This window comes from Pseudoalteromonas holothuriae, from assembly GCF_945859825.1.
Lineage (GTDB): Bacteria > Pseudomonadota > Gammaproteobacteria > Enterobacterales > Alteromonadaceae > Pseudoalteromonas > Pseudoalteromonas holothuriae.
The window spans coordinates 22,016-47,854 of sequence record NZ_CAMAPC010000009.1; the positions used below are offsets into that span (position 1 = coordinate 22,016).

Genomic DNA, 25,839 nt, shown 5'->3' on the forward strand with positions numbered 1-25,839 from the left:
TGTCAGCAATGCAACAAGCGGTAATCGTAGATTGTCTTCGCACCCCGATGGGTCGCTCTAAAAACGGCGTATTTAAACATCGCCGTGCTGAAGACTTAAGCGCACATTTAATGAAAGGTTTGTTAGATCGTAACCCAAATGTAGACCCAGCATCTATCGATGATATCTATTGGGGCTGTGTACAACAAACACTTGAACAAGGCTTTAACGTAGCGCGTAATGCCGCATTATTAGCAGGTATTCCGCACTCTGTTCCGGCTGTTACTGTCAACCGCTTATGTGGCTCTTCAATGCAAGCTTTGCATGACGCAGCACGCGCTATTATGACCGGTGCAGGCGATACTTATCTGATTGGTGGTGTTGAGCATATGGGACATGTACCTATGACTCATGGTGTTGACTTCCACCCTGGCCTTTCAACGTCAATAGCGCAAGCTGCTGGTGTTATGGGCTTAACGGCAGAATACCTTGCAACCATACACGGCATTAGCCGAGAGCAACAAGATAACTTCGCTTATCGTTCACATCAACGCGCACATGCTGCAACCGTTGAAGGTCGTTTTGCGAAAGAAATCTTACCTATGGAAGGTCATGATGACGACGGCGTACCAGTGCTCGTAGAGCACGACGAAGTAATTCGCCCAGAAACCACCGTAGAAGGCTTAAGCCAGTTACGCCCTGTATTTAACCCGGCTTCAGGTACGGTAACAGCGGGTACATCTTCAGCGCTATCTGATGGTGCTTCTGCCATGCTAGTAATGAGCGAAAGTAAAGCAAAAGAACTTGGTCTGCCAATTCGTGCGCGTATTAAGTCAATGGCCGTTGCCGGTTGCGATCCATCTATCATGGGCTATGGTCCTGTGCCTGCGAGTAAAAAAGCACTACAGCAAGCTGGTATTAGCATTGATGATATTGATGTGGCAGAGCTTAACGAAGCATTTGCAGCACAATCTTTACCAGTACTAAAAGACTTAGGTTTACTTGAAGTAGCAGATGAAAAAGTAAACTTAAATGGTGGTGCGATTGCATTGGGTCATCCGCTAGGATGCTCTGGTTCACGTATTAGTACTTCTTTAATTCATATTATGGAAGAGAAAAACGCACGCTATGGTTTAGCAACAATGTGCATTGGTTTAGGCCAAGGTATTGCAACCGTATTTGAGCGCGTTGATAGTTAACACCCCCTTGTAACCCAATTCAACTTGGTGACAAAGGTAAAGTGATTAGTCGCTTTACCTTTTTTCTTGTGTTTTTTTCAGCATCGGTTTATTTGTATCGTTACTGTGGTTAAAATAGCAAACTAATTTATCAACTTAATGTGAAGTGACCAAGGTATGCCATTTTCTAATCCTGATCATACACTCGATGCACTTGGGCTACGCTGCCCAGAGCCTGTTATGATGATCCGTGGTATGGTCCGTAAGATGGAGCAAGGAGAAACGCTGCTCATTATTGCAGATGACCCATCGACCACTCGCGACATTCCAAGTTTCTGTGAATTTATGGATCACACACTATTAGCTAAAGAAATCGCACAGGCCCCTTTTCGATATGTATTGAAAAAAGGCCGTTGATTAGTAGCTCATGTTAATTGTTACTGTCGGTGACTGATTATCTCTATAATCAAAAGTAATAACGTACCAGCCTTTTTTATTTGGCATAAAAGTAAAGTAATTATAGAGGGCATTACAATCGGCCAATTGGGCTTGACCAAGTTTTAATGCTCCTTGTACTTTGTAACCACAGTTATATCCCTTACTCCATTGCTCATCAGCAATTTTAAATTCATACACTTTGCCCGGCGTCATAAATTTAGCTTTTACGGTATAAATCCCCGCACTCTGCTCCTTTAATATATAATGAGGTTCAAAGTCCCATAATGTAAAGTCACCGCGTAAATACATAGTACGCTCAAGAGTGCCTAGATTGATAACTTCACTGCCTGAGCCGCTTTTTACACTCACCTGACTTGAGCAAGCTGACAAACATAGTACTGACAACACAGCCATAATGTGCTTTTTCATAATCGCTACTCCAAAAATATCAACCCAGACTATATTTTAATTAGTGAATACTTGCTTACGCAATAAACCTTATTGGCCTGCCATAAATCACTTATACCAAATTCCAGATGAAATAAATAATACCAATTTCGATAGATAAATGGCTTAGTAGCTAAGCAAAAATTACGGTATGTAATTATTCTACTTGAGTAATTTTTAACGTAGTTAATAAGTCGCTTAGCTAAACAAAAAAAGCCAGCATGATGCTGGCTTTATTACATCGAGTTTTAATTATTTCTGTAATACTGAAATATCAGCCGTATTCAAAAACAAACTACTGAGTTGACTTAATAATGCTAAACGATTTTGTTTCACCGCTTCGTCATCAGCCATTACCATTACATTATCAAAGAAACTATCAACTGCATCTCGTAAACTAGCCAATCGTGTTAGTGCTTGCTGATAGTCACCTTTGGCATAGATTGGCGCTAATTCAGCGCTTAGCTGAGCAACCTGCTCCGCCAATACCTTTTCAGCCTCTTCGCTTAATAATGCTTGATTAACTTGTGAGTCATCAGATGTGACATTGTTCTTAGCAAGAATATTATTAACACGTTTATTTGCTGCAGCTAATGCATCTGCTTGTGGTAACGAGCGGAAGTGACTCACCGCTTTTACGCGACGATCAAAATCTACCGGTGAAGTTGGACGACGAGCAAGCACCGCTTGAATAACGTCAACGCTAATACCTTCATCTTGATACCAAGCTCGAAAACGACCAAGCATAAACTCCAGTACATCATCAGCGACCTTGTCATTACTGATCTTATCAGCAAATAAACTTTGCGCTTTAGCAACAATATCATTGATATCCAATGCTAGCTTTTTTTCAACCATAATACGTAATGCACCGATCGCTGCACGACGTAAAGCAAATGGGTCTTTATCGCCTTTTGGCGCTTGGCCAATACCAAAAATGCCGACTAAGGAATCAAACTTATCAGCCAGTGCAACTGCATAGCTAATTGGATTTGAAGGTAAGTCATCACCAGCAAAACGTGGCATATACTGCTCATTTTGTGCCAATGCCACATCTTCAGCTTCACCATCGATGCGTGCATAATGCATCCCCATTACACCCTGTACATCAGTAAACTCCATTACCATTTCAGTCATCAAATCGGTTTTACTGAGTAAACCTGCACGCTCAGCCAACACTTTATCTGCACCAACTTGCTCAGCAATGTAACCTGCCAATGCCGCAATACGCTCAGATTTGTCTTTGAGTGTACCCAGTTGCTTTTGGAATAGTACCGACTCTAGTGATGCTAAACGACTTTCCAGCGTTTTCTTCTTATCTGTTTCAAAGAAGAACTGTGCATCCGCTAAACGAGGGCGTACAACTTTTTCGTTACCAGAGATAACCACGCTTGGATCTTTACTTTCAATGTTAGAAACAAACAAAAACTTGTTGATCAAGTTGCCTTTTTCATCCAGCAATGGAAAGTATTTTTGGTCGTCTTTCATTGTGTAAATAAGCGCTTCATCTGGCACGTCCAAAAACGCTTCTTCAAATGATGCCGTTAACGTCACAGGCCATTCAACCAATGAAGTTACCTCTTCAAGTAAGTCTTCATCCATGGCAACTTTTGCATTTACTTTTGCTGCAGCGGCTTCAATTTGTTCTCTAATTAGTTGCTTACGTACTTCGTAATCAGCAATAACATAGGCACCTTTTAGCACCTCAAACACTTCATCAGCATGTGCTACAGTAACACGCTCTGGATGATGAAAGCGATGACCTTGCAGTTGGTTGCCGATCTGTTTGCCTAACACCTCACCTGAAATCTGCAGGCTGCCAAGTAATGCCGCCACGGTGTGAACTGGGCGAATAAATTGTGTTTTATTTGCACCCCAGCGCATTGGCTTAGGAATAGGTAATTTTGCCAAAGCCTTATTTATCACTTCGCCAAGTAGTTCACTTGCTTGCTGACCTTTAACCGTAGCGCGATGCATCAACCATGCACCTTTATCTGTTTCTAAGGTTTGTGCTTGAGATACCTCAATACCACAACCACGCGCCCAACCCTGAGCCGCTTTGGTCGGGTTGCCATCTGCGTCAAATGCAGCTTTCGTTGCGGGGCCTCTTTTTTCAACAACTTTATCTTGCTGCTGTGTTTCAAGCGCCTTTACCGTTAACCCTAAACGACGTGGCGAGGCATACCATTTAATGGCTTGATAACTCAATTCTAAACCCGCAAGCTCATTAGCCATATTATCGGCAAATGCCTCAGCAAGTTTTCGTAAAGCTTTTGGTGGTAACTCTTCAGTACCAATTTCTACTAATAGGTTTTCAGTCAACATGCTTAATCCTTACAAAGCGGGAAACCAAGGGCTTCACGAGCATCATAATATGCCTGTGCACAAGCTTTAGATAATGCACGTACACGTAAAATATAGCGCTGGCGTTCAGTTACTGAGATAGCATGTCGCGCATCGAGTAAATTAAAGGCATGTGATGCTTTCATTACTTGCTCATAGGCTGGAAGAGGTAAGCTGGCCTCTATTAGCTTTTGGCTTTCTTTTTCGCATTGGTCAAACTGCAAAAATAATGCATCTACATCAGCATGCTCGAAGTTGTAAGTCGATTGCTCTACTTCGTTTTGATGGAACACGTCACCGTATGTCACCCGTCCCATAGGACCATCCGTCCATATTAAGTCATAGATACTATCTACACCTTGTATATACATGGCTAAACGTTCTAGTCCATAGGTGATCTCACCGGTTACTGGCGCACACTCTAAGCCACCAACCTGCTGAAAGTAGGTAAACTGCGTTATCTCCATGCCATTAAGCCACACTTCCCAGCCCAAACCCCAAGCACCCAGAGTTGGCGATTCCCAGTTATCTTCAACAAAACGCACTTCATGCGTTAAGGTATCAATACCCATAGCCGCCAAAGAGCCAAGGTAAAGCTCTTGAATATTCTCTGGTGATGGCTTAAGAACAACTTGAAACTGGTAGTACTGCTGCAAGCGGTTAGGGTTTTCGCCGTAGCGACCATCTGTAGGGCGACGACATGGTTGAACATACGCACTCGACATTGGTTCTGGACCAATCGACTTTAAGAATGTCAGAGGGTGAAATGTCCCTGCTCCAACTTCCATATCTAAAGGCTGTGCAATTACACAACCTTGCTGTGCCCAATAATCCTGTAAAGCCAGGATCAACCCTTGAAAGGTTTTTACGTCATATTTTTGCATAGTTGGCTTAATTATAATTAGGATCTTTATTGCCCTTACTACAGGCGATATGTAAATACGCGCCAGCAAGGAATAAATAATGATTGAAAATTATGCTCAGTATACCGCGAGCAGTGTCACGTTTTAAGCGCTAAAGTGCAAAAAAGCCATTAAATACACCTCTTTTACACTGTTTTTATTGATTAGAGCGTAGGAAACTTTAAGACTTCATTATTAAAATCTACTAATGAATTTAGCTCACTCACTTTATAAGTGATTTTTTGTGCTGAAAATAAAAAAGCAGCTAATCGCTGCTTTTTTAATATTAATAATCTGCTTTATACGTCTAGATTAACAACGCGTAATGCATTAGTTTCAATAAACTCACGACGCGGTTCAACTTGGTCACCCATAAGCGTTGCAAATAGTTGGTCAGTAGCAATCGCATCTTCAATGGTAACTTTTAGCATTCTTCGTGCTGATGGGTCCATGGTAGTTTCCCAAAGTTGACTTGGGTTCATCTCACCCAATCCTTTATAACGTTGTGTATACAAGCCACGTTTTGATTCACCAATCAACCATTCAAGTGCATCTACAAAGTTATCAACTGGATAGGTTTTTTCTCCACGTTGGATATAGCCACCCTCATTAAACAAGTTACTGATATTCTTACCCGTATGCGCAATACGAACATAATCTTTAGAAGTAATAAAGTTATAATCTAATGTATAAGCCTTATCAACACCGTGCTGGCGTATTTTCACCACCGGATAGTACATACGACGCTCATCATCAAAGCTAACATCTGAGCTAAAAATAGTGGCATCTTCATCGCAATCAACTAAGTCATTAATCAATGCATCTGTCCATGCTTTTACTTTTTCTTGATCAGATAAGTCAGATTCTGTGAGTTCAGCCTGATAAATTAAACGATTCGTCACTGAAGCTGGATATTTACGGTTAAGTCGCTCAATAATTTTAACGGTATTTTGATAGTCATTAACGATTTCAGCTAAAGCATCCCCTTCAACCGCAGCAGCCCCTTCACTTGGGTACAGTGCCGCATTATTCAATGCTAAAGCGGTAAGGTAAACAGTCAATGCGGCATCATCTTTAATGTATTGCTCTTGCTTACCTTTTTTCACTTTATACAATGGTGGCTGAGCAATATAAACATAACCACGCTCGATGATTTCAGGCATTTGGCGATAGAAGAAGGTCAATAGCAAAGTACGAATGTGAGAGCCATCGACGTCCGCATCGGTCATAATAATGATACGATGATAGCGTAGTTTTTCTGGGTTATATTCATCACGACCAATACCACAACCAAGTGCAGTAATGAGCGTAGCAACTTCTTGTGATGATAACATTTTATCGAAGCGTGCTTTTTCAACATTTAGAATTTTACCTTTGAGCGGTAAGATTGCTTGGTTTTTACGATTACGACCCTGCTTAGCAGAACCGCCAGCTGAGTCACCCTCCACTATATATAGTTCAGATTGAGCTGGGTCTCGCTCTTGGCAATCAGCCAATTTACCCGGTAAACCGGCTAAATCCATTGCACCTTTGCGGCGAGTCATTTCACGTGCTTTACGAGCAGCTTCTCGAGCACGTGCTGCATCAATTATTTTACCGACAACCGTTTTGGCATCCGCAGGGTGCTCAAGTAAATACTCAGTAAGCTTCTCAGCCATTGCTTGTTCAACGGCCGATTTAACTTCACTTGAAACCAATTTATCTTTGGTTTGTGAAGAGAATTTCGGGTCAGGTACTTTAACACTAACAACGGCAGTCAAACCTTCACGGGCATCATCACCTGTCGCATTACTGGTTGTTTTTGCTTTTTTATTGAACCCTTCTTTTTCCATGTAAGTGTTCAATGTACGCGTTAGCGCAGCACGGAAACCAGCTAAGTGTGTACCGCCATCACGTTGAGGAATATTATTTGTGAAGCAGTAAATATTTTCTTGGAAACCATCATTCCACTGCATTGACACTTCAACACTGATCCCATCTTCACGTTCCGTAGTAAAGTGGAATACACTTTGATGTACAGGTGTTTTCTTACGGTTTAAGTACTCTACGAATGCTTGAATACCACCTTCATATTTAAAGTGGTCTTGCTTATTCTCTTCTCGTTCATCATTTAAAATGATGCTCACACCCGAGTTCAAAAATGATAATTCTCTTAATCGCTTAGCTAGAATATCGTAATGGAAGTTCAAGTCTGTGAATGTTTCACCACTTGGCCAAAAACGAAGTTCAGTACCCGTAGTATCTGATTCTCCAATTGCTGCCAATGGCGCATCCGGCACACCCATAGAGTATTTTTGTTGATGCACTTTGCCTTCACGGCGAATTGTTAATTGTAGTTTTTCAGAAAGTGCGTTTACAACCGATACACCTACACCGTGTAGACCACCTGATACTTTATAAGAGTTGTCATCAAACTTACCACCCGCGTGTAAAACAGTCATGATAACTTCTGCTGCAGAGACACCTTCTTCTTCATGAATTGAAGTAGGAATACCACGCCCATTATCGCGTACAGAAACAGAGCCATCGGTATGAATTGTGACAAAGATATCGTCACAGTGGCCAGCTAATGCTTCATCGATTGAGTTATCAACAACTTCGAATACCATATGATGTAGACCAGTCCCATCATCGGTATCCCCTATATACATTCCTGGACGCTTTCTAACTGCATCCAATCCTTTCAGTACTTTAATACTGGACGAATCGTAATTTTCAGACATGGTTTCTTCCAATTATTTTGTTATTAAGCTGCCATGTTTCACGTGGAACATACTACATGCTCTTTGCATCGGTTCCACAACAGCAGAAATACTTTCAGCGGTGATGGCTGTAATGAACAGTTGTGACTGACATTGTGCCAATAAAGCAGAAACACTCTGCATCGTTTCTTCACCTAACTCTGAAGGTAAGTCATCAATAAGCAGTATTGACTGCTTATCTGTCTGTGATGCTATCAAATTATTTTGAGTCACTTTAAGTGCATACAAAAGTAATTTAAGCTGACCACGAGACAAAATATTTTCCACACCATAACCTTTACTATAAAAACTAAAGTCAGCTTTATGAGGTCCTCGACTTGTATAGCCAAGCTTGGTGTCGCGTTCAAATTGTTGCTTCAGTTGTGTTGCTAGACAATCTTTCCATCCTGCATCATAACGTAATTCTAACCCAGAAAACACGGGTATTTGACGTACCATTTTATCAAAAAATAGCGCCTCAAACCTACTTATATACGCTTTTCTGTAGTTATTTATTTGTTCAGCAAGGCTAACAAACTCCTTGTCCCAATATTGAACCTGCTCAGCATAATTTACAGGCCTTGATTTAAGAAGAGCGTTACGTTGCTTAAGTATTTTATTAAAGTTTCGCCATGTATTAAAAAAAGCATGTTCCACGTGGAACACTCCTAAATCTAAAAACTTACGTCGCTCCTTTGGCCCACCAAAAAATAATTCGTAGCTCTCTGGTGTAATTACTTGAACGGGAATAAGTTGTGCTAATTCAGAAATTTTCCTACTGGATTGACCTTGGATCTTAAGCTTTGTCTCACCACTATTATTTTTACTAATGCCAACAGGTATAGACAAGTTATGTATTTGTTTTTTAGCATGAACAATACAGTGAGCTTGTTCATGGCGGATCAGGATTTTATGCTTGTTAGTACGAAAAGATTTACCGTGAGATAGAAAATAGATAGCTTCAAGTAATGATGTTTTACCACTGCCATTAGCCCCATAAATAATATTGATGTCGGGGTTGGGTTCAAAAGCCAGCGTCTCGATGTTACGAAAATCACCGAGACTTAAATGCGTTAAGCTCATATTACAAACGCATTGGCATTACAACATAAGTTGCCTCTTCGTCACCAACACCTTCAATTAAAGCACTGCTGTTTGAATCAAGCAAAGTAAATTGTACATCTTCAGTTTTCAATGTGTTCAACACATCTAGCACATAAGAGACGTTAAAACCAATTTCTAAATCATCTCCTTGATAACCTACTTCAACGACTTCTTCAGCTTGCTCTTGCTCAGGGTTATTCGCGCTGATCTTTAAAAAGCCATTGGATAAGTTTAAACGTACACCTCTGAACTTTTCGTTCGATAAAATTGAAACCCGTTGAAATGCATTGCGCAACCACTCACGATTTGCATGTACTAACTTATCCCCACCTCGAGGTAGTACGCGGCGGTAATCAGGAAAGCGACCATCAACTAATTTACTGGTAAAAGTAAACTCTGTATCAATCAAGCGAACATGATTCGCCCCAAATTGAATCGTCACGCTTTCATCATCAGCAGGCAACAAGCGCATAATCTCTTGCACACCTTTTCTTGGAATGATTAATTGACGTTGGGTATTTACAGATGCACTCAACGTTTTTTGTGCAATAGCTAAGCGGTGACCATCAGTTGCAACCGTTTTTATTTCACTATTATCAACTTCAAACGACATGCCATTGAGGTAATAACGCACATCTTGATTCGCCATCGAAAAATGCGTACTTTCTAATAACTTTCTAAGTTCTAAACGAGAGCACTGAAATTCAACTTCACCATCCCATTGTTCCAGGTTAGGAAAGTCTTCAGCTGCTAAAGTTGTTAGTGAAAAGCGACTCTTACCACTGGTTAACAGTAATTGATGTTCTTGGCTTTCAAGTTTTAGCTCACTACCATCGGGTAAGCTCTTACAAATATCGAGTAACTTTTTCGCAGGCAAAGTAATTTTAGCATCACTGCACGGTTGCTCTAAGTTAATCGTTGCAACCAACTCAATTTCTAAGTCAGTACCTGTCATTGCCAAGGTGCCATCTTTTATCTCTAACAAAACATTAGATAAAATAGGAAGCGTGTGCTTACGCTCTATTGCGCCAGACACTTGCATAAGCGGTTTTAAAAACAGCTCTCTTGAAATGGTAATTTGCATAACTTAAACAGCCCTTAGGATGACAATGTTCTGATCAGGTTTTGATAATCTTCTTTTACTTCGTGAGACTCATCACGAAGTGATTTTACTTTACGGCAAGCATGTAAGACTGTGGTGTGGTCTCTACCACCAAACGCATCGCCTATTTCTGGCAAACTATGGTTAGTCAGTTCTTTTGATAATGCCATTGCAACCTGACGAGGCCTGGCAACAGAGCGGCTACGCCGTTTAGATAATAAGTCAGAAACTCGAATACGATAATATTCTGCAACGGTACGTTGAATATTATCAATCGTAACCAGCTTATCTTGTAATGCCAATAAATCACGTAGCGCTTCTTTAACAAAATCAATCGAAATTGGGCGACCAGTAAAATTGGCATTGGCGATCACTCGATTGAGTGCACCTTCAAGTTCCCGCACGTTAGATCGCAATTTTTTAGCTATAAAAAATGCCACTTCATGTGGTAAATTAATATTACTCTGCTGCGCCTTTTTCATTAATATGGCAACACGTGTCTCAAGCTCTGGTGGCTCAATCGCAATGGTTAGCCCCCAACCAAAACGTGATTTTAATCTGTCTTCAACACCTTCTATCTCTTTAGGATAACGGTCCGAAGTTAAAATAATTTGTTGATTTCCCTCTAACAAAGCATTAAAGGTATGAAAAAACTCTTCTTGCGAGCGTTCTTTATTAGCAAAGAATTGAATGTCATCAATCATCAATGCATCCACGCTTCGGTAATAGCGCTTGAACTCTTCAATAGCATTATTTTGTAATGCCTTTACCATGTCTTGCACAAAGCGCTCTGAATGCATATAAACAATCTTTGCATCAGGCTTTTTATCTAAAATACCGTTGCCGACCGCATGCAAAAGGTGGGTTTTACCCAAACCCGTACCACCATATATAAAAACAGGGTTAAATGCTGAGCCGGGGTTATCAGCAACTTGTGTTGCAGCCGCTTTTGCAAGCTGGTTAGATTTACCCTCAACAAAACTATCAAATGTGTAATTTTCTTTGATATTCGGTTTATAAGCTGATTTTGGCGCAGGCTCTACCTTTTCAGGTGCTCTAGGCTGCGTAGGGGCATGACCTGCATGATGTACTGCAGTTTGCACTTGTGCAGGCTTATCACTAGATACTGCTTGCCCTAAAATAGGCTTACTACCCACATCAAAGCGCAACTCTGGCGCTTCATTACCACAAATTTCTATCAGTAACTCGTTAATACGATTAAGATACTTCTCACGGACCCAGTCTAATACAAAACGATTAGGCGCATAAATCGTTAAGGTATCTTCGGTACTTTCTGCCTGTAGTGGTCTAACCCACATACTAAATTGCTGTGATGGTAATTCATCTTGCAATACATATAAACAACTTTGCCAAACCGACAGATACACTCTGAACTCCAAAAGCAGTTAATATTCCCGGACACCTTAAAGGCATCAATATAATCAGGAATTACCGTTTATTATCATAAAATTATTCGTGGAAGCCGAGTATTATGAAGTGATCTTATCCACAACATCAATATTGACTTTTTTAAAAATGAGGATCTTGTTGATAAAAAAATACAAGCTATTGTTTTTATATCAATTTTATTTTAGATCCAAGAAGTAGATCATAGCAAAAATCCATCAAGATCTCACCTGTAATTTACGATCTATTTTAGTTTTCCATAGCTTTGTGCCATATTTCGCCCAAGGCCTGTGGAAAACTTCAATTAGATCAGATCGATCACGATCTGTTAGGTGAGTTGCAAGATCTTGCTATATAATAGTGGCAACCCTAACTAACAGGCTTATTTGTGCGTGCAGAGTAAAAAACCACCAGCGCGTAAGATTATGATTGACTTTAGGGCCTGTCGGCATTACTATCTCGCGCTCGCAATGGCACCTGTGCCAGGATCGCGACCTGCATAGGATGTTTTAAACTTAACCGATCGGACGGAAATGTTATGAAAAGAACTTTTCAACCTAGCGTTCTTAAACGCAAACGTGCTCACGGCTTTCGTGCTCGCATGGCAACTGTAAATGGCCGTAAAGTACTAGCACGTCGTCGTGCTAAAGGCCGCAAAGTACTTTCTGCTTAATATAAGTGGAAAGCTTTAGCTTTGGCAGGGAGTTACGTCTGTTAACTCCCTCGCATTACTCTCGAATATTTCAAGAACCTGCTCGCGCAGCAACTCCTTTTTTTACTTTACTTGCAAAACCTAATGATGTTGGACGTACTCGTCTAGGCTTAACTGTGGCTAAAAAACGCTGCAAACTCGCCTGTCAACGTAATCGCATTAAACGACTTGCTCGCGAAAGTTTTCGTTTAAGCCAACACCAACTTGATAACATTGATATTGTTTTAATGGTTAAAAGTGGTATTGCCGAACAAAGTAATGAAGAGCTAACTAAGCAACTTGATAAACTGTGGCGAAAAATCAATGAGCGTTGTAAACCTGGTGCACCAAAACCTAAACCGTTCAAAAAGCGTCCAGCAAACAATACCAAAGCAAATAAATCGCCTGCAAATAAACAGCAAAAGCGCGATAATCCCCCCAGTTCATAGCTTTAAAACGGTATTTAAGGTATCTTTAGCTCACCTTTTGAACATAGTTAATGTGGCAATGACAAATAAAGTGTTTCAGTGTTGGTATACACAATTAATTGCGTTACCAAAAACTGCCTTAGTTTTTATCATTAAGGTTTATCAACGCTTTATTAGCCCTATGTTGGGCCCACACTGTCGATTTAACCCAACCTGCTCTAGTTATGCAATTGAGGCAATTAATTGTCATGGATTGCGAAAAGGGTGTTGGTTAGCGGTTAAACGCATATTAAAATGTCACCCTTTAAGCGCAGGTGGGAGTGATCCCGTGCCTGATAAATCAACCCAAGTTAAACACCAACACGAGAAATAAGAGCTGTTATGGAATCACAACGCACGTTTTTATTTATCGGTTTATTGCTTGTATCGTATTTGTTGTTTCAAGAATGGAACAATACTTACAACCAACCAATAGTCGATACCAGTGCCACCACGCAAGTGACCACCCCTTCATCACCCCCTGTATCGGATGACGTCCCGGCTTCAACCCAAGGAGACGTGCCTGTTGCAGCAACTAAGGCCATTCGTTCAACCGTATCAGTGATCACAGATGTGTTTGAAGTAAAAATTGATACTAAGGGCGGTGATATTGTTGAGGCTAAACTTCTCCAGCATGCTGAAACCCACGGCAGCGAGGAACCTTACTTATTACTGGGCGAATTTAAAAACAAACAGTACATTTCACAAAGTGGTTTGATTGGCCAAAATGGACCTGATGCTTCTCGTGATGGCCGTCCTGTTTATCAAAGTGCACAAACTGCTTATACATTAAATGGTGATGAGCTGCGCGTACCACTGACCTTTGTTGATAACAAAGGGGTTACCTTTACTAAAACGTATGTATTTAAAGCTGGCAAATACGATGTTGCGCTAGAGTATGATGTAAACAATACCTCAACTGACCCTATTCAAGTACAGCTATATACTCAAGTAAAGCGCACTATTGAAAATAAAGGCAGTATGGTAGATCAAACTTATTTAGGTGCGGCTTATGGTACATCAGAAGAGCCGTATGAAAAATACAGCTTTGATGATATGAGCGATGCAAAGCTAAATAAAAGTACCCAAGGAGGCTACATTGCCTTTATCCAGCACTATTTTGTAAGTGCTTGGGTGCCAAATCAAACGACTAATAACACCATTTATACCTTACTGCGTAATGGCCAAGGTATTGTTGGTATTAAGAACGAACCGATGACTATCGCAGCAGGTAGCAACAGCATAATCACTTCTACTTATTATATGGGACCAAAAGACAATGATGCACTAGAAGCTATCCATGCTGACTTAGACTTAACAGTCGACTATGGTTGGTTATTCTTTATTTCGCAGCCTTTGTTTGTACTGCTTAAACTAATCTATGGTGTTGTAGGTAACTGGGGTGTGGCTATTATTGCAATCACCATTTTAGTTAAATCTGCTTTATACCCACTTACCAAAGCGCAATACACCTCAATGGCTAAAATGCGTATGCTACAACCTAAGATGCAAGCATTAAAAGAGCGCTATGGTGATGACCGTCAGAAGTTTGGTCAAGCAACTATGGAGCTATATCGCAAAGAAAAAGTAAACCCTATGGGTGGTTGTTTACCCCTATTATTACAAATGCCAATTTTCTTGGCTTTATTTTATGTATTCTTAGAATCAACAGAATTACGCCATGCTGAGTTTATGCTGTGGTTAACCGACTTATCTGCAAAAGACCCATACTATGTGCTGCCATTATTATTTGGTGCTAGTATGTTCCTAACGCAAAAGCTGCAACCAATGACGGTCACAGATCCTATGCAGCAAAAGATGATGACGTATATGCCATTGGTGTTTACCTTCTTCTTTATTATTTTCCCATTCCCATCAGGCTTAGTGTTGTACTGGTTAGTATCTAACTTAATCACTATCGCACAAATGCTGATTATCTACCGTGGTATGGAGAAAAAAGGCTTAAAAGTAAGATAACCTTTTAGCACTTTTTATGAACGCCCGCTTTGCGGGCGTTTTTATTTCTCTGACCTCTACTAACTCACCTTCTGTCAAAAATACTCTTCATTTAAAAACTATATATATCAATCATTTGATGTTTTTTTATCTCGATTTTATACCCTTTTGATGGTGCCACTGCGGACTTTTTTGAATACTCGTCATTCCTAATTTTTATTTCTAAGTTAAGTATGTTTGACGAATATAACGGCTTTTTATTAGCACAATTACAATCTATGGATCATAGCTGGTGGCTATTAATCGGCGCTTTTTTTGCAGGCCTGTTAGCCAGCCTATCACCTTGTGTTTACCCCTTAATTCCAATCACTGTAGCTTCACTCGCACCAAAAGGTCACAGCCAAGCAAAGCATATACGCAACGCCGCTTATTATTGTCTTGGCTTTGCGCTGTTATACGCATCATTAGGGTTACTCGCAGCGTTAACTGGTCAGCTATTTGGACAGGTTGCCAGTAATCCGTGGCTGCAAATTGGCTTTGCAAATTTACTCTTATATATGGCACTCGTCATCAAAGGCTGGGCACGATTGCCTTCACTGCCTTTTGAGCAGTCTAACCACCAGCATCATACTTTTTTAATGGGCGCTGTCAGTGGCTTGGTTGCAGCCCCCTGTACATCTCCAGTATTAGCAGCGCTTCTACTCTTTGCAGCCGAACAACAACAAGCTTGGCTAGGTGCAGGGTTATTATTTTCTTTCGCCTTGGGTATGAGCGCTTTGCTGTTCGCTATTGGCGTATCGAGTCACTTACTTAAGCACTTACCAAAATCAGGTAAATGGCTCACCTTAGCCCCTAATTTATTCGCCATAATGCTGGTGCTGGTGGCACAGTTTTACCTCATTAAGGCCGGACAAAGTATTTACTTTTAACTATTTATATCAGGAGAGAACGATGAAACTTCACTACCCACTCATAGCTTTGCTAATTGGTCTATACAATCTGAGCTGCCAAGCTGAACCGCTACAAATACAAACAACCACGCTACAAGGCGAGAAGATTAGCACCTTAGGTAAAGTAACCTATTTAAAGTTTTGGGCAACTTGGTGTCGCTACTGTATTGAAGAAATGCCACATCTAGAGCAAACATTTAAAACCCGATCAGCAAAATTGAATGTGGTATCAGTGAATATAGGGTTAAACCAATCGCCAGAGCTGGTAAAGCGGTTTTTAGACAAGCACGACTATCACACTACCACAGCCTTTGATCATGATGGCAGCTTGAGTAAAAAATTTAACGTCATTGGTACCCCCACTCATATTTTGCTTGATGAGCAAGGACAAGAAATCTACCGCACTGCATTAATAAATGATGAACTAAACAGCGCACTATCGGCTTATTTACCCAAGGAGAACAATCATGACTAAAGCTATGCTATTGTTACTACTATGTTTGTATAACCACACTGTTTTTGCCTTACAAGTTCAGTTAAATAACACCAAAGAGCTGGTATTTATCGATATTTGGAGTGAATATGCTCAGCTAAATACGTTGCCAACGAGTGATTATCCAAGGCAATTTCTACAACCAGATATGAATGTAACGCCTGCTGATATTGCCAAATTCGTGACTGCTTACCCACAATATAAATCGCTGAAAATTGATAAAGAAAATACATTGGGGATGCGCTTTGGTGTGCGTAATACCCCCACTATTATCCGTATCGAACAAGGGAAAGTCGTAGATAAACAGCGATTAAGTGAACCACCAAGTATGCCCCCAAAAGAGCACATAGAAATAAAAGCACAGCATCTACAATTATACGATTTAGACTCTAAACCACATAACTTTAGCAATGCCAGCTTAACAAAACAGTTAATATTATTTGCTGATGCATTGTGCCCTGCTCGGCATTTACCCCATTGCGAGCAAAAAGCCGAGATACACAATAGTATTGCACCACTAAATACAATACAAAAACTCACCGTGATCAAACCGTTTTACATATCATTGGCTGATTTAAAAGCCTATCAACAACGTTTCAATGTAAAGCACCCCGTATTACTTGATACATATAATGCACTGTTTAGACGCTTTAATATCACTAGTTTACCTTACTGGTTGTTACTCGATAAAAACAATGAGGTACTATATCGAGGCGCGTCGGCACCCAGTAAACGTTTACTAGCACCCTACTCCAACACCCATTCAGACTGACAATACACACTATATGGTGGCGGCAATTGTGCTAGAGTTAACGATCTGCCACCGCCATTATTCAGCCTAATCGCTATTTTATCAGCTAATGCCTCGTCTTGCGGTTGCCACTGTCGGCTAAATTGTCGCTTAGTGTTACGAAGTAAAGTAAAGGCTTTATCAGTCTGCCCTAACTGAGCATATGCATAACTACCATAAAGGGCCTCAAGCTTTTGTTCGGGCTCAACACCCATCATTGCAATGGCATGCAGGTAATTACTTTGCGCAACTTGTATATACATTTGCGTATAACGTGTAAAAGCACGGCTATCGGTTAATTCATATTGTTTATATGCTAAACGAGCTGCCGTAATTAACTTCAGTGCTCGTGCGTAGTCTTGCTTAGCAATCAATAACCACGCAAGCATAAGCTGTGTATTTGCACGTGTTATTGGGTCAAGCTGCGACCTCAATAATAAAAGTTCAAAGGCAGTAGTTGCTCGATGCCAAGCCTCTTGTTCAACCATGGTTGAACTCAGAGCAATATCCATATTAGCCATCGCATTTAAAAACTGCTGTTGTACTAACAATTGCGCATTAGCTTGTTCATCAAGCGAGAGCCTAGCCAAGTAGGCTAATGCACGCTCCCCTTGGTGCAGCTGAATAGCATAAAATGCCATATACAATAAAATACTATTTTTAATGTACTGATTATTTTGTTGTATCGCCATATCCAATGCCTGAGCTAGTGCATCTTCTCGTACAGACAGGGTTGCCAAGTAATTCTGCCCTAATGCAAAATAACTCAACATTAATGACGCCTGTTGACCTTGTTGGTGATAATAAGTGATCGCCTTTGTAACTACCTTTAAATTATCTACCATATCTAGCTCTGCACTTTGCTCTAACCCCGCTTGAGGTGGATTCGCTAGATAAAAAGCACGCTGCGACTCCGAATTGCTAAAAGCACCAGCGCCCAGTAAAACTTTAGCACTGTGCATCGCTTTACTGTGTTTTTGCCAATTAAGCTGTAACCAGCCTAAGTCCGCCTGAAGTTGATAACTACGTGCGAGTAACCGCTGGTGGTTTAATGCTTGGGCTGTTGCCATGGCATGCTTTAGTGAAACTTCTACCTGCGCAAAATCTCCTCGATATAACCAATAGCGGCCAAGGTAAAGATGATAACGAATAAATAAGTAACTATTTGGCTCTAAGTTATCAATGTTTTCAAAGTGCGCCAGCGCCGCTTGCCAGCTTCCTACTTTCCATAACCCATTAGCCAGTTCAAGCTGTGCCGCATGATTATTTTCATCATGCGCCAAAGCTGCCTTAAAATATGGTAATGCAGCCCCTACTCCTTGGTACGTTAACGCATGGAGTCCCGCTAAGTAATTTTGTCGCGATTGTCTAACATCAGAGACTGACTCAGTCCATACCGATTCGGTGTGGCCACTTAAAATAGCCACCAATTGATTTACAATTTCATTAATAGGTGTATGTAAGTCTTCACTTATCAGCTGGCCTTTTTGTGGTGGTTGTTCACGACGGTTAATTTGATAATGTAGAACATAACGCTGCTGCTGTTGAGTAAGCTTGGCGCTAAAACCGATATCTGCATTATGACGCATCACATCAAGCAAAGATTGATCAGAAAAACTAACTTCATCGAGTACCGAAAAATACGGATGAGCGGCTTGTTTAAGCTGCTGCTGCAAAGCATATCCCCACCAATCCAGTTGCGTTTGCCCGGTTAAATTTTCAACTGATGCAACCAATAATCGCGGTAACTGCTGCTCAGAAGATGCTATTGGTGCTTGCTGCTTAGTGTAATACACCGACCCAATTGCAATCCCGATCACCGAAATAAAACCCAATACCAACAGACTATATTTTATTTTCCAAAACTTAGTGTTATTTTGTTCCGCAGGCAATAGCACACTTTTTACTGGGGCAACCCACATATAGCCTTTTTGCGGCACCGTTTTAATAAACTCTGGTTGCTGCGCGTTATCGCACAATATCTTTCTTAATTCTTGAATACTTTGTGTCAACGCCGCATCTCGATATTCACCATGTAGCCAAAGACTACTGAGAAGATGTTCTCTGGTAAGCAACTGATTCGGGTTTGCTAAAAAAAAAGCCAATAGCTGGGCAACTTTTGGCCGTAATATACGGCTTTGATCATCCCATTTCAGTGTCTCTAACTGGGGGTTAAATTGAAACTGCTTGAATTGATACACTAACGTGGCATTCCTTGGCTAATCAGGGTTTATCCTACCCACTAATATACAAAAACCGAGCTCTGCTGTCATGTTTGCACACCAACACAGTACATAGTATAAAGATAAACAACCTTAGCGCATGGCTGAGCCTGTCGCTTTGCTGTACAATTTGCTCAATAATAACTGCAAATCTTATATCACCATGAATTCACAAGACACCATAGTCGCACAAGCTACCGCTCCAGGGCGTGGCGGTGTAGGTATTATTCGCGTTTCAGGCACTCTAGCACGCAACGTGGCAGAGCAAATAGTGGGAAAATGCCCAAAAACCCGTTATGCCGAATATTTATCATTTAATACCTTACAAGGTGAACAGCTCGACCAAGGTATTGCGCTATTTTTCCAAGGCCCAAACTCATTTACAGGTGAAGATGTATTAGAGCTGCAAGGCCACGGTGGTCCAGTGGTGATTGACATGTTGCTAAAAGAAATTTGCCAAATAGAAAAGGTCCGTTTAGCGCAACCTGGGGAATTTTCTGAGCGCGCGTTTATCAACGATAAAATGGATTTAACACAAGCAGAAGCTATTGCTGATTTAATTAACGCTACCAGTGAGCAAGCTGCAAAAAGTGCCCTGCACTCACTACAAGGTGACTTTTCAAAGCATATTAATACACTGGTTGAAAAAGTTATTCACCTACGTATGTATGTAGAAGCCGCCATTGACTTTCCCGATGAAGAAATCGACTTTTTATCTGATGGTAAAGTCAGTGGTGACTTAAATACCATTATTGAACAATTGGCTGAGGTACGTAAACAAGCCAAACAAGGCAGTATTATACGTGAAGGTATGCGGGTAGTAATAGCAGGTCGCCCTAATGCAGGTAAATCAAGTTTACTCAATGCATTAGCTGGTCGAGAAGCGGCTATTGTTACCGATATTGCAGGTACTACGCGTGATGTACTACGTGAGCACATTCATATAGATGGCATGCCGTTACATATTATCGACACTGCTGGGTTACGAGAAAGCCCTGATAAAGTAGAACAAATAGGCATTGAACGTGCATGGGATGAAATTCGCCAAGCTGATCACGTACTATTTATGGTTGATGGTACAGACACCCAAGAAACTGATCCCACCAAAATCTGGCCCGATTTTATTAACAAGCTACCGCAAGGTATGGATATTACCGTGATCCGCAATAAAGTAGACTTAAGCGGTGAAACTGTCGGGATTGATAACGCTGATGAACATACGCTTATTCGCTTAAGTGCCAAAGATACTCAAGGTATTGATTTACTTAGAGAGCACCTTAAGGCATGTATTGGTTTTCAAGGTGCTACTGAAGGCGGCTTTATGGCCCGTCGCCGTCATCTAGATGCACTAGCGCGCGCCGCTGAACATTTAGACATTGGTCAGACCCAATTAGAGATGCACATGGCCGGTGAAATTTTGGCAGAAGAGTTGCGTCTCACTCAACAACACCTTAATGAGATCACAGGTGAATTTAGTTCAGATGATTTATTGGGTAAAATCTTTAGCTCGTTTTGTATCGGTAAATAATAAAGTTAATTCAACTTACATGCGAGGCTGTCCAGCCTCGCATTAAACTGGCACTGATATATTTTTCGGTGTATTGCAGCTAAAGAGTCGAAAAATCTACCTCAGGCAAGCATTCAAATCCGGGTTTGGCAAACAAATAGCCCTGCATTAAGACGATTCCCGCATCGCGTAGCCATTGATATTCTCCTAACGTTTCAATGCCTTCTGCCAAAGCGGTAATGTTGAGTTCATTAAACATATTCAAGCAATTTTTAACAATCACTTGGCGTACACTATCTTTATCAATATTTCTCACCAGTGCCATGTCTAATTTAACGATATTGGTTTGAAAATCCGCTAATAAATTTAGCCCCGAATAGCCAGCACCAAAGTCATCAGTAGCAGTTAAAAAACCCAATGACTGATAATATTTTACGACCAGTTTAACATGTTGAGAATCTTCAACTTTTTCAACTTCAGTAAATTCAAACATAATGCGATTGGTTGGAAAGTTATACTTATTTGCAGCTTCTAATGTGGTGCGAATACAACGCTCGGGTTTATAAATAGCATTAGGTAAAAAGTTAATGCTGAGGTAGCTCTTTATGTCTAGTTTTGCAGCAAGGGCAATGGCTTTAACTCGGCATAGTTGATCAAAGGTATATCTATTATCGTTATTGATTTGCGATATAACAGACCAAGCAGATTCATTATTTATACCCCTAACTAACGCTTCATAGCCAAATACCTGTTGTTTTTCAGCATCGATAATTGGCTGAAATGCCATGGTAAAATCAAATCCAAGCGAATCTGCATTATCACAATTACTGCAACTAGAACGCTTGCAGCTTATTGATTGCTCGGCCATTTTTTATCCTTGGTTTATGTGTCTAAAAACAAGCCTAGCGCTAATAAATGACAAGCGCAACCTTGCTGACCCTTTCTACTATTGAGCTATATGGTTATGGTTCAGTTCCAATTACAGCCAGCACACATACAAACGGCTCTTTATATTGTCGTTAAACAATTATAAGGAACTCGTAACTATGAATAAATACCATCACTTTCATCAGCTTCACAGTCAAACAACACTATTTAAATTACTTAATGCATGGGACCCACTCTCTGCAGTATTACTACAGCAAGGAGGTTGCCAAGCAATTGGGACAACTAGCCGGGGAATGGCTAATGAACGAACACAAAATGATGGTGAATCATGTGCTTTTAATACTTTTTTAATGCAAACCAAACAGATCATTAATGCGGTAGACATCGGTGTAAGCGTTGATATCGAATCAGGGTTTTCTGATGACATCCAAGCCATCTGTGAGCATGTTTTAGCTATCGTAGAGCTAGGTGCTGTGGGCATTAACATTGAAGATAGCTCCAAAGTAACCGGCCAATTACGTGATCTGGACCAACAAAGTGAAATTTTGAGGGCTATCAAACGCACTTTACACAGCGCTGGTTTCTCACAGGTATTTATAAATGCGCGTATCGATACACACTTATCACCTGTTCGTCATTTTACAGACACTCTTTCTCGCGCAAAAGCCTATGAAAATAGCGGAGTCGATGGTGTATTTGTACCCGGTATCATTAACAGAAACGATATAAAAGTACTAAGTCGGCAACTCCATATTCCATTAAATATATTGGCATTACCGTATTGTAACCACAACGAACAATTGCATAATTGGGGCGTAAAACGGCTATCTTTTGGTAATACTCTGTCAGATAACTGTATAGATTTAATACAAAAAATGACAGTTGCTGCACTCAATGACCAAGATCATAGTGCGCTATTTCAACATCAACCGCTCCAGTTGCCATTTTAAAACGCTTAACAGTGCTTTTTTAGTGCCGAAAATTGACACGCATCTTATATAAATAAAGTTAAAAAGCACTTTAAGTAAGCGATCTCTTATAAACAAACCTTGAGAAACGATCTTTTTTATACTTTTTTTAGATTGTTTTCTTATATAGATCAAATTAAATAGATCTAAAAACGTGATCATATTTATCAACTTAAAGTTTATACACACTCAGACTGTCCACATAGCCACTTTTAATCTTTATATACACAAGTTTAAGCTAGAGTACGTTTAATTCTTTCAGAAATATAAGGTGAAGTGATAATTTTATAGAGAACATACAGGCAGCTTATCCACAAATTTCTTACCCAAAACCACGTAAGAATAAATTATTACACCCTTTATTTTTCATATAGTTACATATAAAAAACCAATTTAGAAGGTTTTTTGACCGTTATTTTTTATCCAATTAGAATTGACGCCTCTTTACTTCTTCCACAAGGTCTTTATGATGTCGACATTCGCAACGAAGGTGTTTAACGCATGCAACATTTAGAGATCATCATTGGTAGTCAAATGGGTTCGGCTGAATATGTCGCAGAGCAGCTTAAAGAAGTACTGCAAGATCAAGATATTAATGCAGTTCTACACGAAACACCGATGTTGAATGATATCACCCAGCCAGTTTGGCTGGTGGTTACCTCAACATACGGAGCAGGTGATTACCCAGAAAATCTATTACCTTTTATTAGCCAACTAGATCAGCAAGATAATTTAGATCACATTCAGTTTGCAATTGTCGGTCTGGGTGACACAAGCTACGACACCTATAACCATGCAGCTAGAAATTGCGAACAATTGCTTAGCAATAAGGGTGCTAAACAGCTATTACCAAGTTTAGAGATCAATGTGTTAGATGAAGCATTGCCAGAAGATACTGCATTAGCTTGGCTTCCTCAGCTTGTTACAGTGTTACCACAAGGTAAATAAAGATCTTGTCAATAAGTTATGCACAATTTTACTTTATATAATTTCTAATTGTGGATAACACTTGATCTAAAGGGTGATCTAAACATAGTTATCCATGGGATAAATATCTTCGGATCTCCCCTTGTGTATAAGTAGCCGTTTTGATCAGAGCTTATTTGCCCTTTGATCCGATCTAATTCACACCTATTGATCAGCTATAAATGATTGATTTGTATTGTAAATACAGCCTTACCCACAGATAATGGGATCACTAATAATAAGATCTAATAAAAGATCTTTAAAAAGATCCTTATATATTATTAGAGATCTAATTTAACCTTTTTATGTGTTGCTCATTATTTAAACATTTCACTTCTTCGCATTTCTAGGTAGAATACGCTCCCTCTCAGAATTTGCTGGTTGTTTTTAAGTAGGATCCCGTAAATGATTTATCATGAACATTTTGACGTAATTGTAGTAGGTGGTGGACATGCAGGCACCGAGGCAGCATTGGCTTCAGCTCGTATGGGCATGAACACATTATTGTTAACTCACAATATGGACACCTTAGGTCAGATGTCATGTAATCCTGCCATTGGTGGTATTGGCAAAGGTCATTTAGTAAAAGAAATTGATGCACTAGGTGGAGCTATGGCGAAAGCCATCGACCAAGGCGGTATTCAATTTAGAACTCTTAATTCATCTAAAGGCCCTGCGGTGCGAGCCACTAGAGCACAAGCTGATAGAGTGCTTTACAAAGCAGCTATTCAAAATATCTTGCAAAAACAAGAAAATTTAAAAATATTCCAACAATCTTGTGATGATTTGATTGTTGAACAAGATCAAGTAAAAGGCGTAGTAACTCAAATGGGACTACGTTTCTCTGCCAATTCGGTTGTTTTAACCGTTGGTACTTTCTTAGGTGGTCAAATTCATATTGGCATGGAAAACTTTAAAGGGGGTCGTGCAGGTGATCCACCTTCAATTGCACTGGCAAAACGTCTACGTGAATTACCGTTTAGAGTGGATCGTTTAAAAACAGGTACTCCTCCTCGTATTGATGCACGTACTGTTGATTTTTCCGTGATGCAAGAACAACCAGGTGATACACCCACGCCGGTATTTTCATTTATGGGCAAACAATCAGATCATCCACAACAGATCCCATGTTATATCACTTATACAAATGAACAAACGCATGATGTGATTCGGGAAAATTTACACCGTTCTCCTATGTATGCAGGTGTAATAGAAGGCATTGGTCCACGTTACTGCCCTTCCATTGAAGATAAAATTGTACGTTTTGCAGACAAAGATAAGCATCAAATATTTGTAGAGCCAGAAGGGCTGACATCTTATGAATTATATCCAAATGGTATTTCTACCAGTTTACCGTTTGATGTGCAATTACAAATAGTTCAATCAATAAAAGGCTTTGAAAATGCACATATTTGTCGTCCTGGTTATGCCATAGAGTATGACTTTTTTGACCCTCGTGATTTAAAGCAATCTTTAGAAACTAAATTTATTAATGGATTGTTTTTTGCGGGTCAAATTAATGGCACAACAGGCTACGAAGAAGCGGCTGCACAAGGCTTAATTGCAGGTATGAATGCGGCACTGCAAGTAAAAGGTTTAGATGCTTGGACACCGCGTCGAGACCAAGCTTATACCGGTGTATTGATCGATGACCTAGCAACACTTGGTACAAAAGAACCGTACCGTATGTTTACTAGTCGTGCTGAATATCGTTTATTATTACGTGAAGATAATGCTGATCTGCGCTTAACTGAAAAAGGTCGAGAACTTGGCCTTGTTGATGATAATCGTTGGGCGGCCTATAACGATAAGTTAGAGGTGATGGAACTTGAATCTCAACGACTTAAATCAACTTGGATCCACAAAGATCATCATGCAATTGATCAAGTTAACAATTTACTTAAAACGCCTTTAGCCCGCGAAGCGAGTTTAGAAGATCTTATTCGTCGCCCTGAAGTTGCTTATCATGATCTAATGGCTATCGATGGTTTTGCATCTGATTCAACTAATATTCAAGCACTTGAGCAAGTTGAAATCCAAACTAAATATGCCGGTTATATTGCACGTCAACAAGACGAGATAAATAAACAGCTTCGTCACGAAGAAAGCCTATTGCCAACAGATTATGATTATTCACAAGTAAGTGGCTTATCTAACGAAGTTGTCGCCAAGTTAACGGATGTGCGTCCACAGACTATAGGCCAAGCTTCGCGTATTTCTGGTATCACCCCGGCCGCTATTTCGTTATTATTAGTGTATCTGAAAAAGCAAGGGCTACTACGCAAGTCTGCGTAGTAGCA

22 protein-coding genes are annotated in these 25,839 nt (G+C 40.3%); 13 read left to right on the top strand and 9 right to left on the bottom strand.

Annotation, left to right across the window (positions count from 1 at the left end; translation table 11 throughout):
• The first annotated feature begins 8 nt into the window (after nt 1-8).
• Together fadA and tusA are read left to right on the top strand one after the other, a co-directional pair.
• A complete protein-coding gene (gene fadA, locus OCI93_RS12490; RefSeq protein WP_261594222.1) occupies nt 9-1,178 on the top strand; it encodes an acetyl-CoA C-acyltransferase FadA in 1,170 nt (389 codons plus the stop codon).
• Between the two features lie 156 nt (nt 1,179-1,334).
• A complete protein-coding gene (gene tusA / locus OCI93_RS12495) occupies nt 1,335-1,574 on the top strand; it encodes a sulfurtransferase TusA (RefSeq protein ID WP_261626525.1) in 240 nt (79 codons plus the stop codon).
• Here the strand turns inward: tusA and OCI93_RS12500 are convergent, their stop codons facing one another.
• The 7 genes from OCI93_RS12500 to dnaA all read right to left on the bottom strand — a co-directional run bounded on the left by OCI93_RS12500 (nt 1,575) and on the right by dnaA (nt 11,622).
• On the bottom strand, nt 1,575-2,024 hold the full coding sequence (locus OCI93_RS12500; protein ID WP_261626526.1) for an early set domain-containing protein: 450 nt from the start codon (nt 2,022-2,024) through the stop codon (nt 1,575-1,577).
• Nucleotides 2,025-2,294: 270 nt separating this feature from the next.
• Nucleotides 2,295-4,367, bottom strand: coding sequence for a glycine--tRNA ligase subunit beta (glyS, locus tag OCI93_RS12505; RefSeq protein ID WP_261594156.1), 2,073 nt, complete (start codon nt 4,365-4,367; stop codon nt 2,295-2,297).
• Nucleotides 4,368-4,369: 2 nt separating this feature from the next.
• Nucleotides 4,370-5,269, bottom strand: coding sequence for a glycine--tRNA ligase subunit alpha (gene glyQ / locus OCI93_RS12510; protein ID WP_261594157.1), 900 nt, complete (start codon nt 5,267-5,269; stop codon nt 4,370-4,372).
• Between the two features lie 317 nt (nt 5,270-5,586).
• Complete coding sequence (gyrB, locus tag OCI93_RS12515) at nt 5,587-8,010, bottom strand: DNA topoisomerase (ATP-hydrolyzing) subunit B (RefSeq protein ID WP_261594158.1); 2,424 nt, start codon at nt 8,008-8,010, stop codon at nt 5,587-5,589.
• 12 nt (nt 8,011-8,022) lie between these two features.
• On the bottom strand, nt 8,023-9,111 hold the full coding sequence (gene recF / locus OCI93_RS12520) for a DNA replication/repair protein RecF (RefSeq protein WP_261626527.1): 1,089 nt from the start codon (nt 9,109-9,111) through the stop codon (nt 8,023-8,025).
• Nucleotide 9,112: 1 nt separating this feature from the next.
• On the bottom strand, nt 9,113-10,216 hold the full coding sequence (gene dnaN / locus OCI93_RS12525) for a DNA polymerase III subunit beta (protein ID WP_261594160.1): 1,104 nt from the start codon (nt 10,214-10,216) through the stop codon (nt 9,113-9,115).
• 14 nt (nt 10,217-10,230) lie between these two features.
• Nucleotides 10,231-11,622, bottom strand: coding sequence for a chromosomal replication initiator protein DnaA (gene dnaA, locus OCI93_RS12530; protein ID WP_261594161.1), 1,392 nt, complete (start codon nt 11,620-11,622; stop codon nt 10,231-10,233).
• 557 nt (nt 11,623-12,179) lie between these two features.
• Here dnaA and rpmH point away from each other — a divergent pair.
• From rpmH to OCI93_RS12565, 7 genes are all read left to right on the top strand, one after another.
• Nucleotides 12,180-12,314 carry a 50S ribosomal protein L34 gene (rpmH, locus tag OCI93_RS12535; RefSeq protein ID WP_004335215.1) on the top strand — a complete coding sequence of 45 codons (135 nt, stop codon included), beginning with the start codon at nt 12,180-12,182 and terminating at the stop codon, nt 12,312-12,314.
• A 5-nt stretch (nt 12,315-12,319) separates the two neighbouring features.
• A complete protein-coding gene (gene rnpA / locus OCI93_RS12540; protein WP_261594162.1) occupies nt 12,320-12,781 on the top strand; it encodes a ribonuclease P protein component in 462 nt (153 codons plus the stop codon).
• A gap of 58 nt (nt 12,782-12,839) precedes the next feature.
• Nucleotides 12,840-13,133, top strand: a complete 294-nt coding sequence (gene yidD / locus OCI93_RS12545; RefSeq protein WP_261594163.1) for a membrane protein insertion efficiency factor YidD — start codon at nt 12,840-12,842, stop codon at nt 13,131-13,133.
• A gap of 8 nt (nt 13,134-13,141) precedes the next feature.
• A complete protein-coding gene (yidC, locus tag OCI93_RS12550) occupies nt 13,142-14,776 on the top strand; it encodes a membrane protein insertase YidC (protein WP_261626528.1) in 1,635 nt (544 codons plus the stop codon).
• Between the two features lie 212 nt (nt 14,777-14,988).
• Complete coding sequence (locus tag OCI93_RS12555; RefSeq protein WP_261594165.1) at nt 14,989-15,684, top strand: cytochrome c biogenesis protein CcdA; 696 nt, start codon at nt 14,989-14,991, stop codon at nt 15,682-15,684.
• A 22-nt stretch (nt 15,685-15,706) separates the two neighbouring features.
• Nucleotides 15,707-16,180 carry a TlpA disulfide reductase family protein gene (locus OCI93_RS12560; protein WP_261626529.1) on the top strand — a complete coding sequence of 158 codons (474 nt, stop codon included), beginning with the start codon at nt 15,707-15,709 and terminating at the stop codon, nt 16,178-16,180.
• A complete protein-coding gene (locus OCI93_RS12565) occupies nt 16,173-16,970 on the top strand; it encodes a thioredoxin family protein (RefSeq protein WP_261594167.1) in 798 nt (265 codons plus the stop codon). Before OCI93_RS12560 ends, OCI93_RS12565 begins: the two co-directional genes overlap by 8 nt.
• Here the strand turns inward: OCI93_RS12565 and OCI93_RS12570 are convergent.
• Entirely contained in the window at nt 16,946-19,189 is a 2,244-nt protein-coding gene (locus tag OCI93_RS12570; protein ID WP_261626530.1) for a winged helix-turn-helix domain-containing protein, read from the bottom strand. The two genes, OCI93_RS12565 and OCI93_RS12570, sit on opposite strands and share 25 nt — an antisense overlap.
• 184 nt (nt 19,190-19,373) lie before the next feature.
• On the opposite strand from OCI93_RS12570, the gene mnmE reads away from it, so the two are divergent.
• On the top strand, nt 19,374-20,738 hold the full coding sequence (gene mnmE / locus OCI93_RS12575) for a tRNA uridine-5-carboxymethylaminomethyl(34) synthesis GTPase MnmE (protein ID WP_261594169.1): 1,365 nt from the start codon (nt 19,374-19,376) through the stop codon (nt 20,736-20,738).
• A 79-nt stretch (nt 20,739-20,817) separates the two neighbouring features.
• Here mnmE and OCI93_RS12580 read toward each other — a convergent pair whose 3' ends face one another.
• On the bottom strand, nt 20,818-21,585 hold the full coding sequence (locus OCI93_RS12580) for an EAL domain-containing protein (protein WP_261626531.1): 768 nt from the start codon (nt 21,583-21,585) through the stop codon (nt 20,818-20,820).
• Nucleotides 21,586-21,763: 178 nt separating this feature from the next.
• Between OCI93_RS12580 and OCI93_RS12585 the strand changes: the two genes are divergently transcribed.
• The 3 genes from OCI93_RS12585 (at nt 21,764) to mnmG (ending at nt 25,834) form a co-directional block, all read left to right on the top strand.
• On the top strand, nt 21,764-22,555 hold the full coding sequence (locus OCI93_RS12585) for an isocitrate lyase/PEP mutase family protein (RefSeq protein WP_261626532.1): 792 nt from the start codon (nt 21,764-21,766) through the stop codon (nt 22,553-22,555).
• A 519-nt stretch (nt 22,556-23,074) separates the two neighbouring features.
• The gene (mioC, locus tag OCI93_RS12590) at nt 23,075-23,521 is read left to right on the top strand and encodes an FMN-binding protein MioC (RefSeq protein WP_261594172.1); all 447 of its coding nucleotides are present in this window, start codon (nt 23,075-23,077) and stop codon (nt 23,519-23,521) included.
• A 423-nt stretch (nt 23,522-23,944) separates the two neighbouring features.
• On the top strand, nt 23,945-25,834 hold the full coding sequence (gene mnmG / locus OCI93_RS12595; protein ID WP_261626533.1) for a tRNA uridine-5-carboxymethylaminomethyl(34) synthesis enzyme MnmG: 1,890 nt from the start codon (nt 23,945-23,947) through the stop codon (nt 25,832-25,834).
• Nucleotides 25,835-25,839 lie beyond the last annotated feature (5 nt).

Excerpts from the sequence above, each read along its gene's own strand:
- fadA (WP_261594222.1), top strand. The coding sequence starts at position 9 with ATGCAACAAGCGGTAATCGTAGATTGTCTTCGCACCCCGATGGGTCGC.
- tusA (WP_261626525.1), top strand. The coding sequence starts at position 1,335 with ATGCCATTTTCTAATCCTGATCATACACTCGATGCACTTGGGCTACGC.
- OCI93_RS12500 (WP_261626526.1), bottom strand. The coding sequence starts at position 2,024 with ATGAAAAAGCACATTATGGCTGTGTTGTCAGTACTATGTTTGTCAGCT.
- glyS (WP_261594156.1), bottom strand. The coding sequence starts at position 4,367 with ATGTTGACTGAAAACCTATTAGTAGAAATTGGTACTGAAGAGTTACCA.
- glyQ (WP_261594157.1), bottom strand. The coding sequence starts at position 5,269 with ATGCAAAAATATGACGTAAAAACCTTTCAAGGGTTGATCCTGGCTTTA.
- gyrB (WP_261594158.1), bottom strand. The coding sequence starts at position 8,010 with ATGTCTGAAAATTACGATTCGTCCAGTATTAAAGTACTGAAAGGATTG.
- recF (WP_261626527.1), bottom strand. The coding sequence starts at position 9,111 with ATGAGCTTAACGCATTTAAGTCTCGGTGATTTTCGTAACATCGAGACG.
- dnaN (WP_261594160.1), bottom strand. The coding sequence starts at position 10,216 with ATGCAAATTACCATTTCAAGAGAGCTGTTTTTAAAACCGCTTATGCAA.
- rpmH (WP_004335215.1), top strand. The coding sequence starts at position 12,180 with ATGAAAAGAACTTTTCAACCTAGCGTTCTTAAACGCAAACGTGCTCAC.
- yidD (WP_261594163.1), top strand. The coding sequence starts at position 12,840 with ATGACAAATAAAGTGTTTCAGTGTTGGTATACACAATTAATTGCGTTA.
- yidC (WP_261626528.1), top strand. The coding sequence starts at position 13,142 with ATGGAATCACAACGCACGTTTTTATTTATCGGTTTATTGCTTGTATCG.
- OCI93_RS12555 (WP_261594165.1), top strand. The coding sequence starts at position 14,989 with ATGTTTGACGAATATAACGGCTTTTTATTAGCACAATTACAATCTATG.
- OCI93_RS12560 (WP_261626529.1), top strand. The coding sequence starts at position 15,707 with ATGAAACTTCACTACCCACTCATAGCTTTGCTAATTGGTCTATACAAT.
- OCI93_RS12565 (WP_261594167.1), top strand. The coding sequence starts at position 16,173 with ATGACTAAAGCTATGCTATTGTTACTACTATGTTTGTATAACCACACT.
- mnmE (WP_261594169.1), top strand. The coding sequence starts at position 19,374 with ATGAATTCACAAGACACCATAGTCGCACAAGCTACCGCTCCAGGGCGT.
- OCI93_RS12580 (WP_261626531.1), bottom strand. The coding sequence starts at position 21,585 with ATGGCCGAGCAATCAATAAGCTGCAAGCGTTCTAGTTGCAGTAATTGT.
- OCI93_RS12585 (WP_261626532.1), top strand. The coding sequence starts at position 21,764 with ATGAATAAATACCATCACTTTCATCAGCTTCACAGTCAAACAACACTA.
- mioC (WP_261594172.1), top strand. The coding sequence starts at position 23,075 with ATGCAACATTTAGAGATCATCATTGGTAGTCAAATGGGTTCGGCTGAA.
- mnmG (WP_261626533.1), top strand. The coding sequence starts at position 23,945 with ATGATTTATCATGAACATTTTGACGTAATTGTAGTAGGTGGTGGACAT.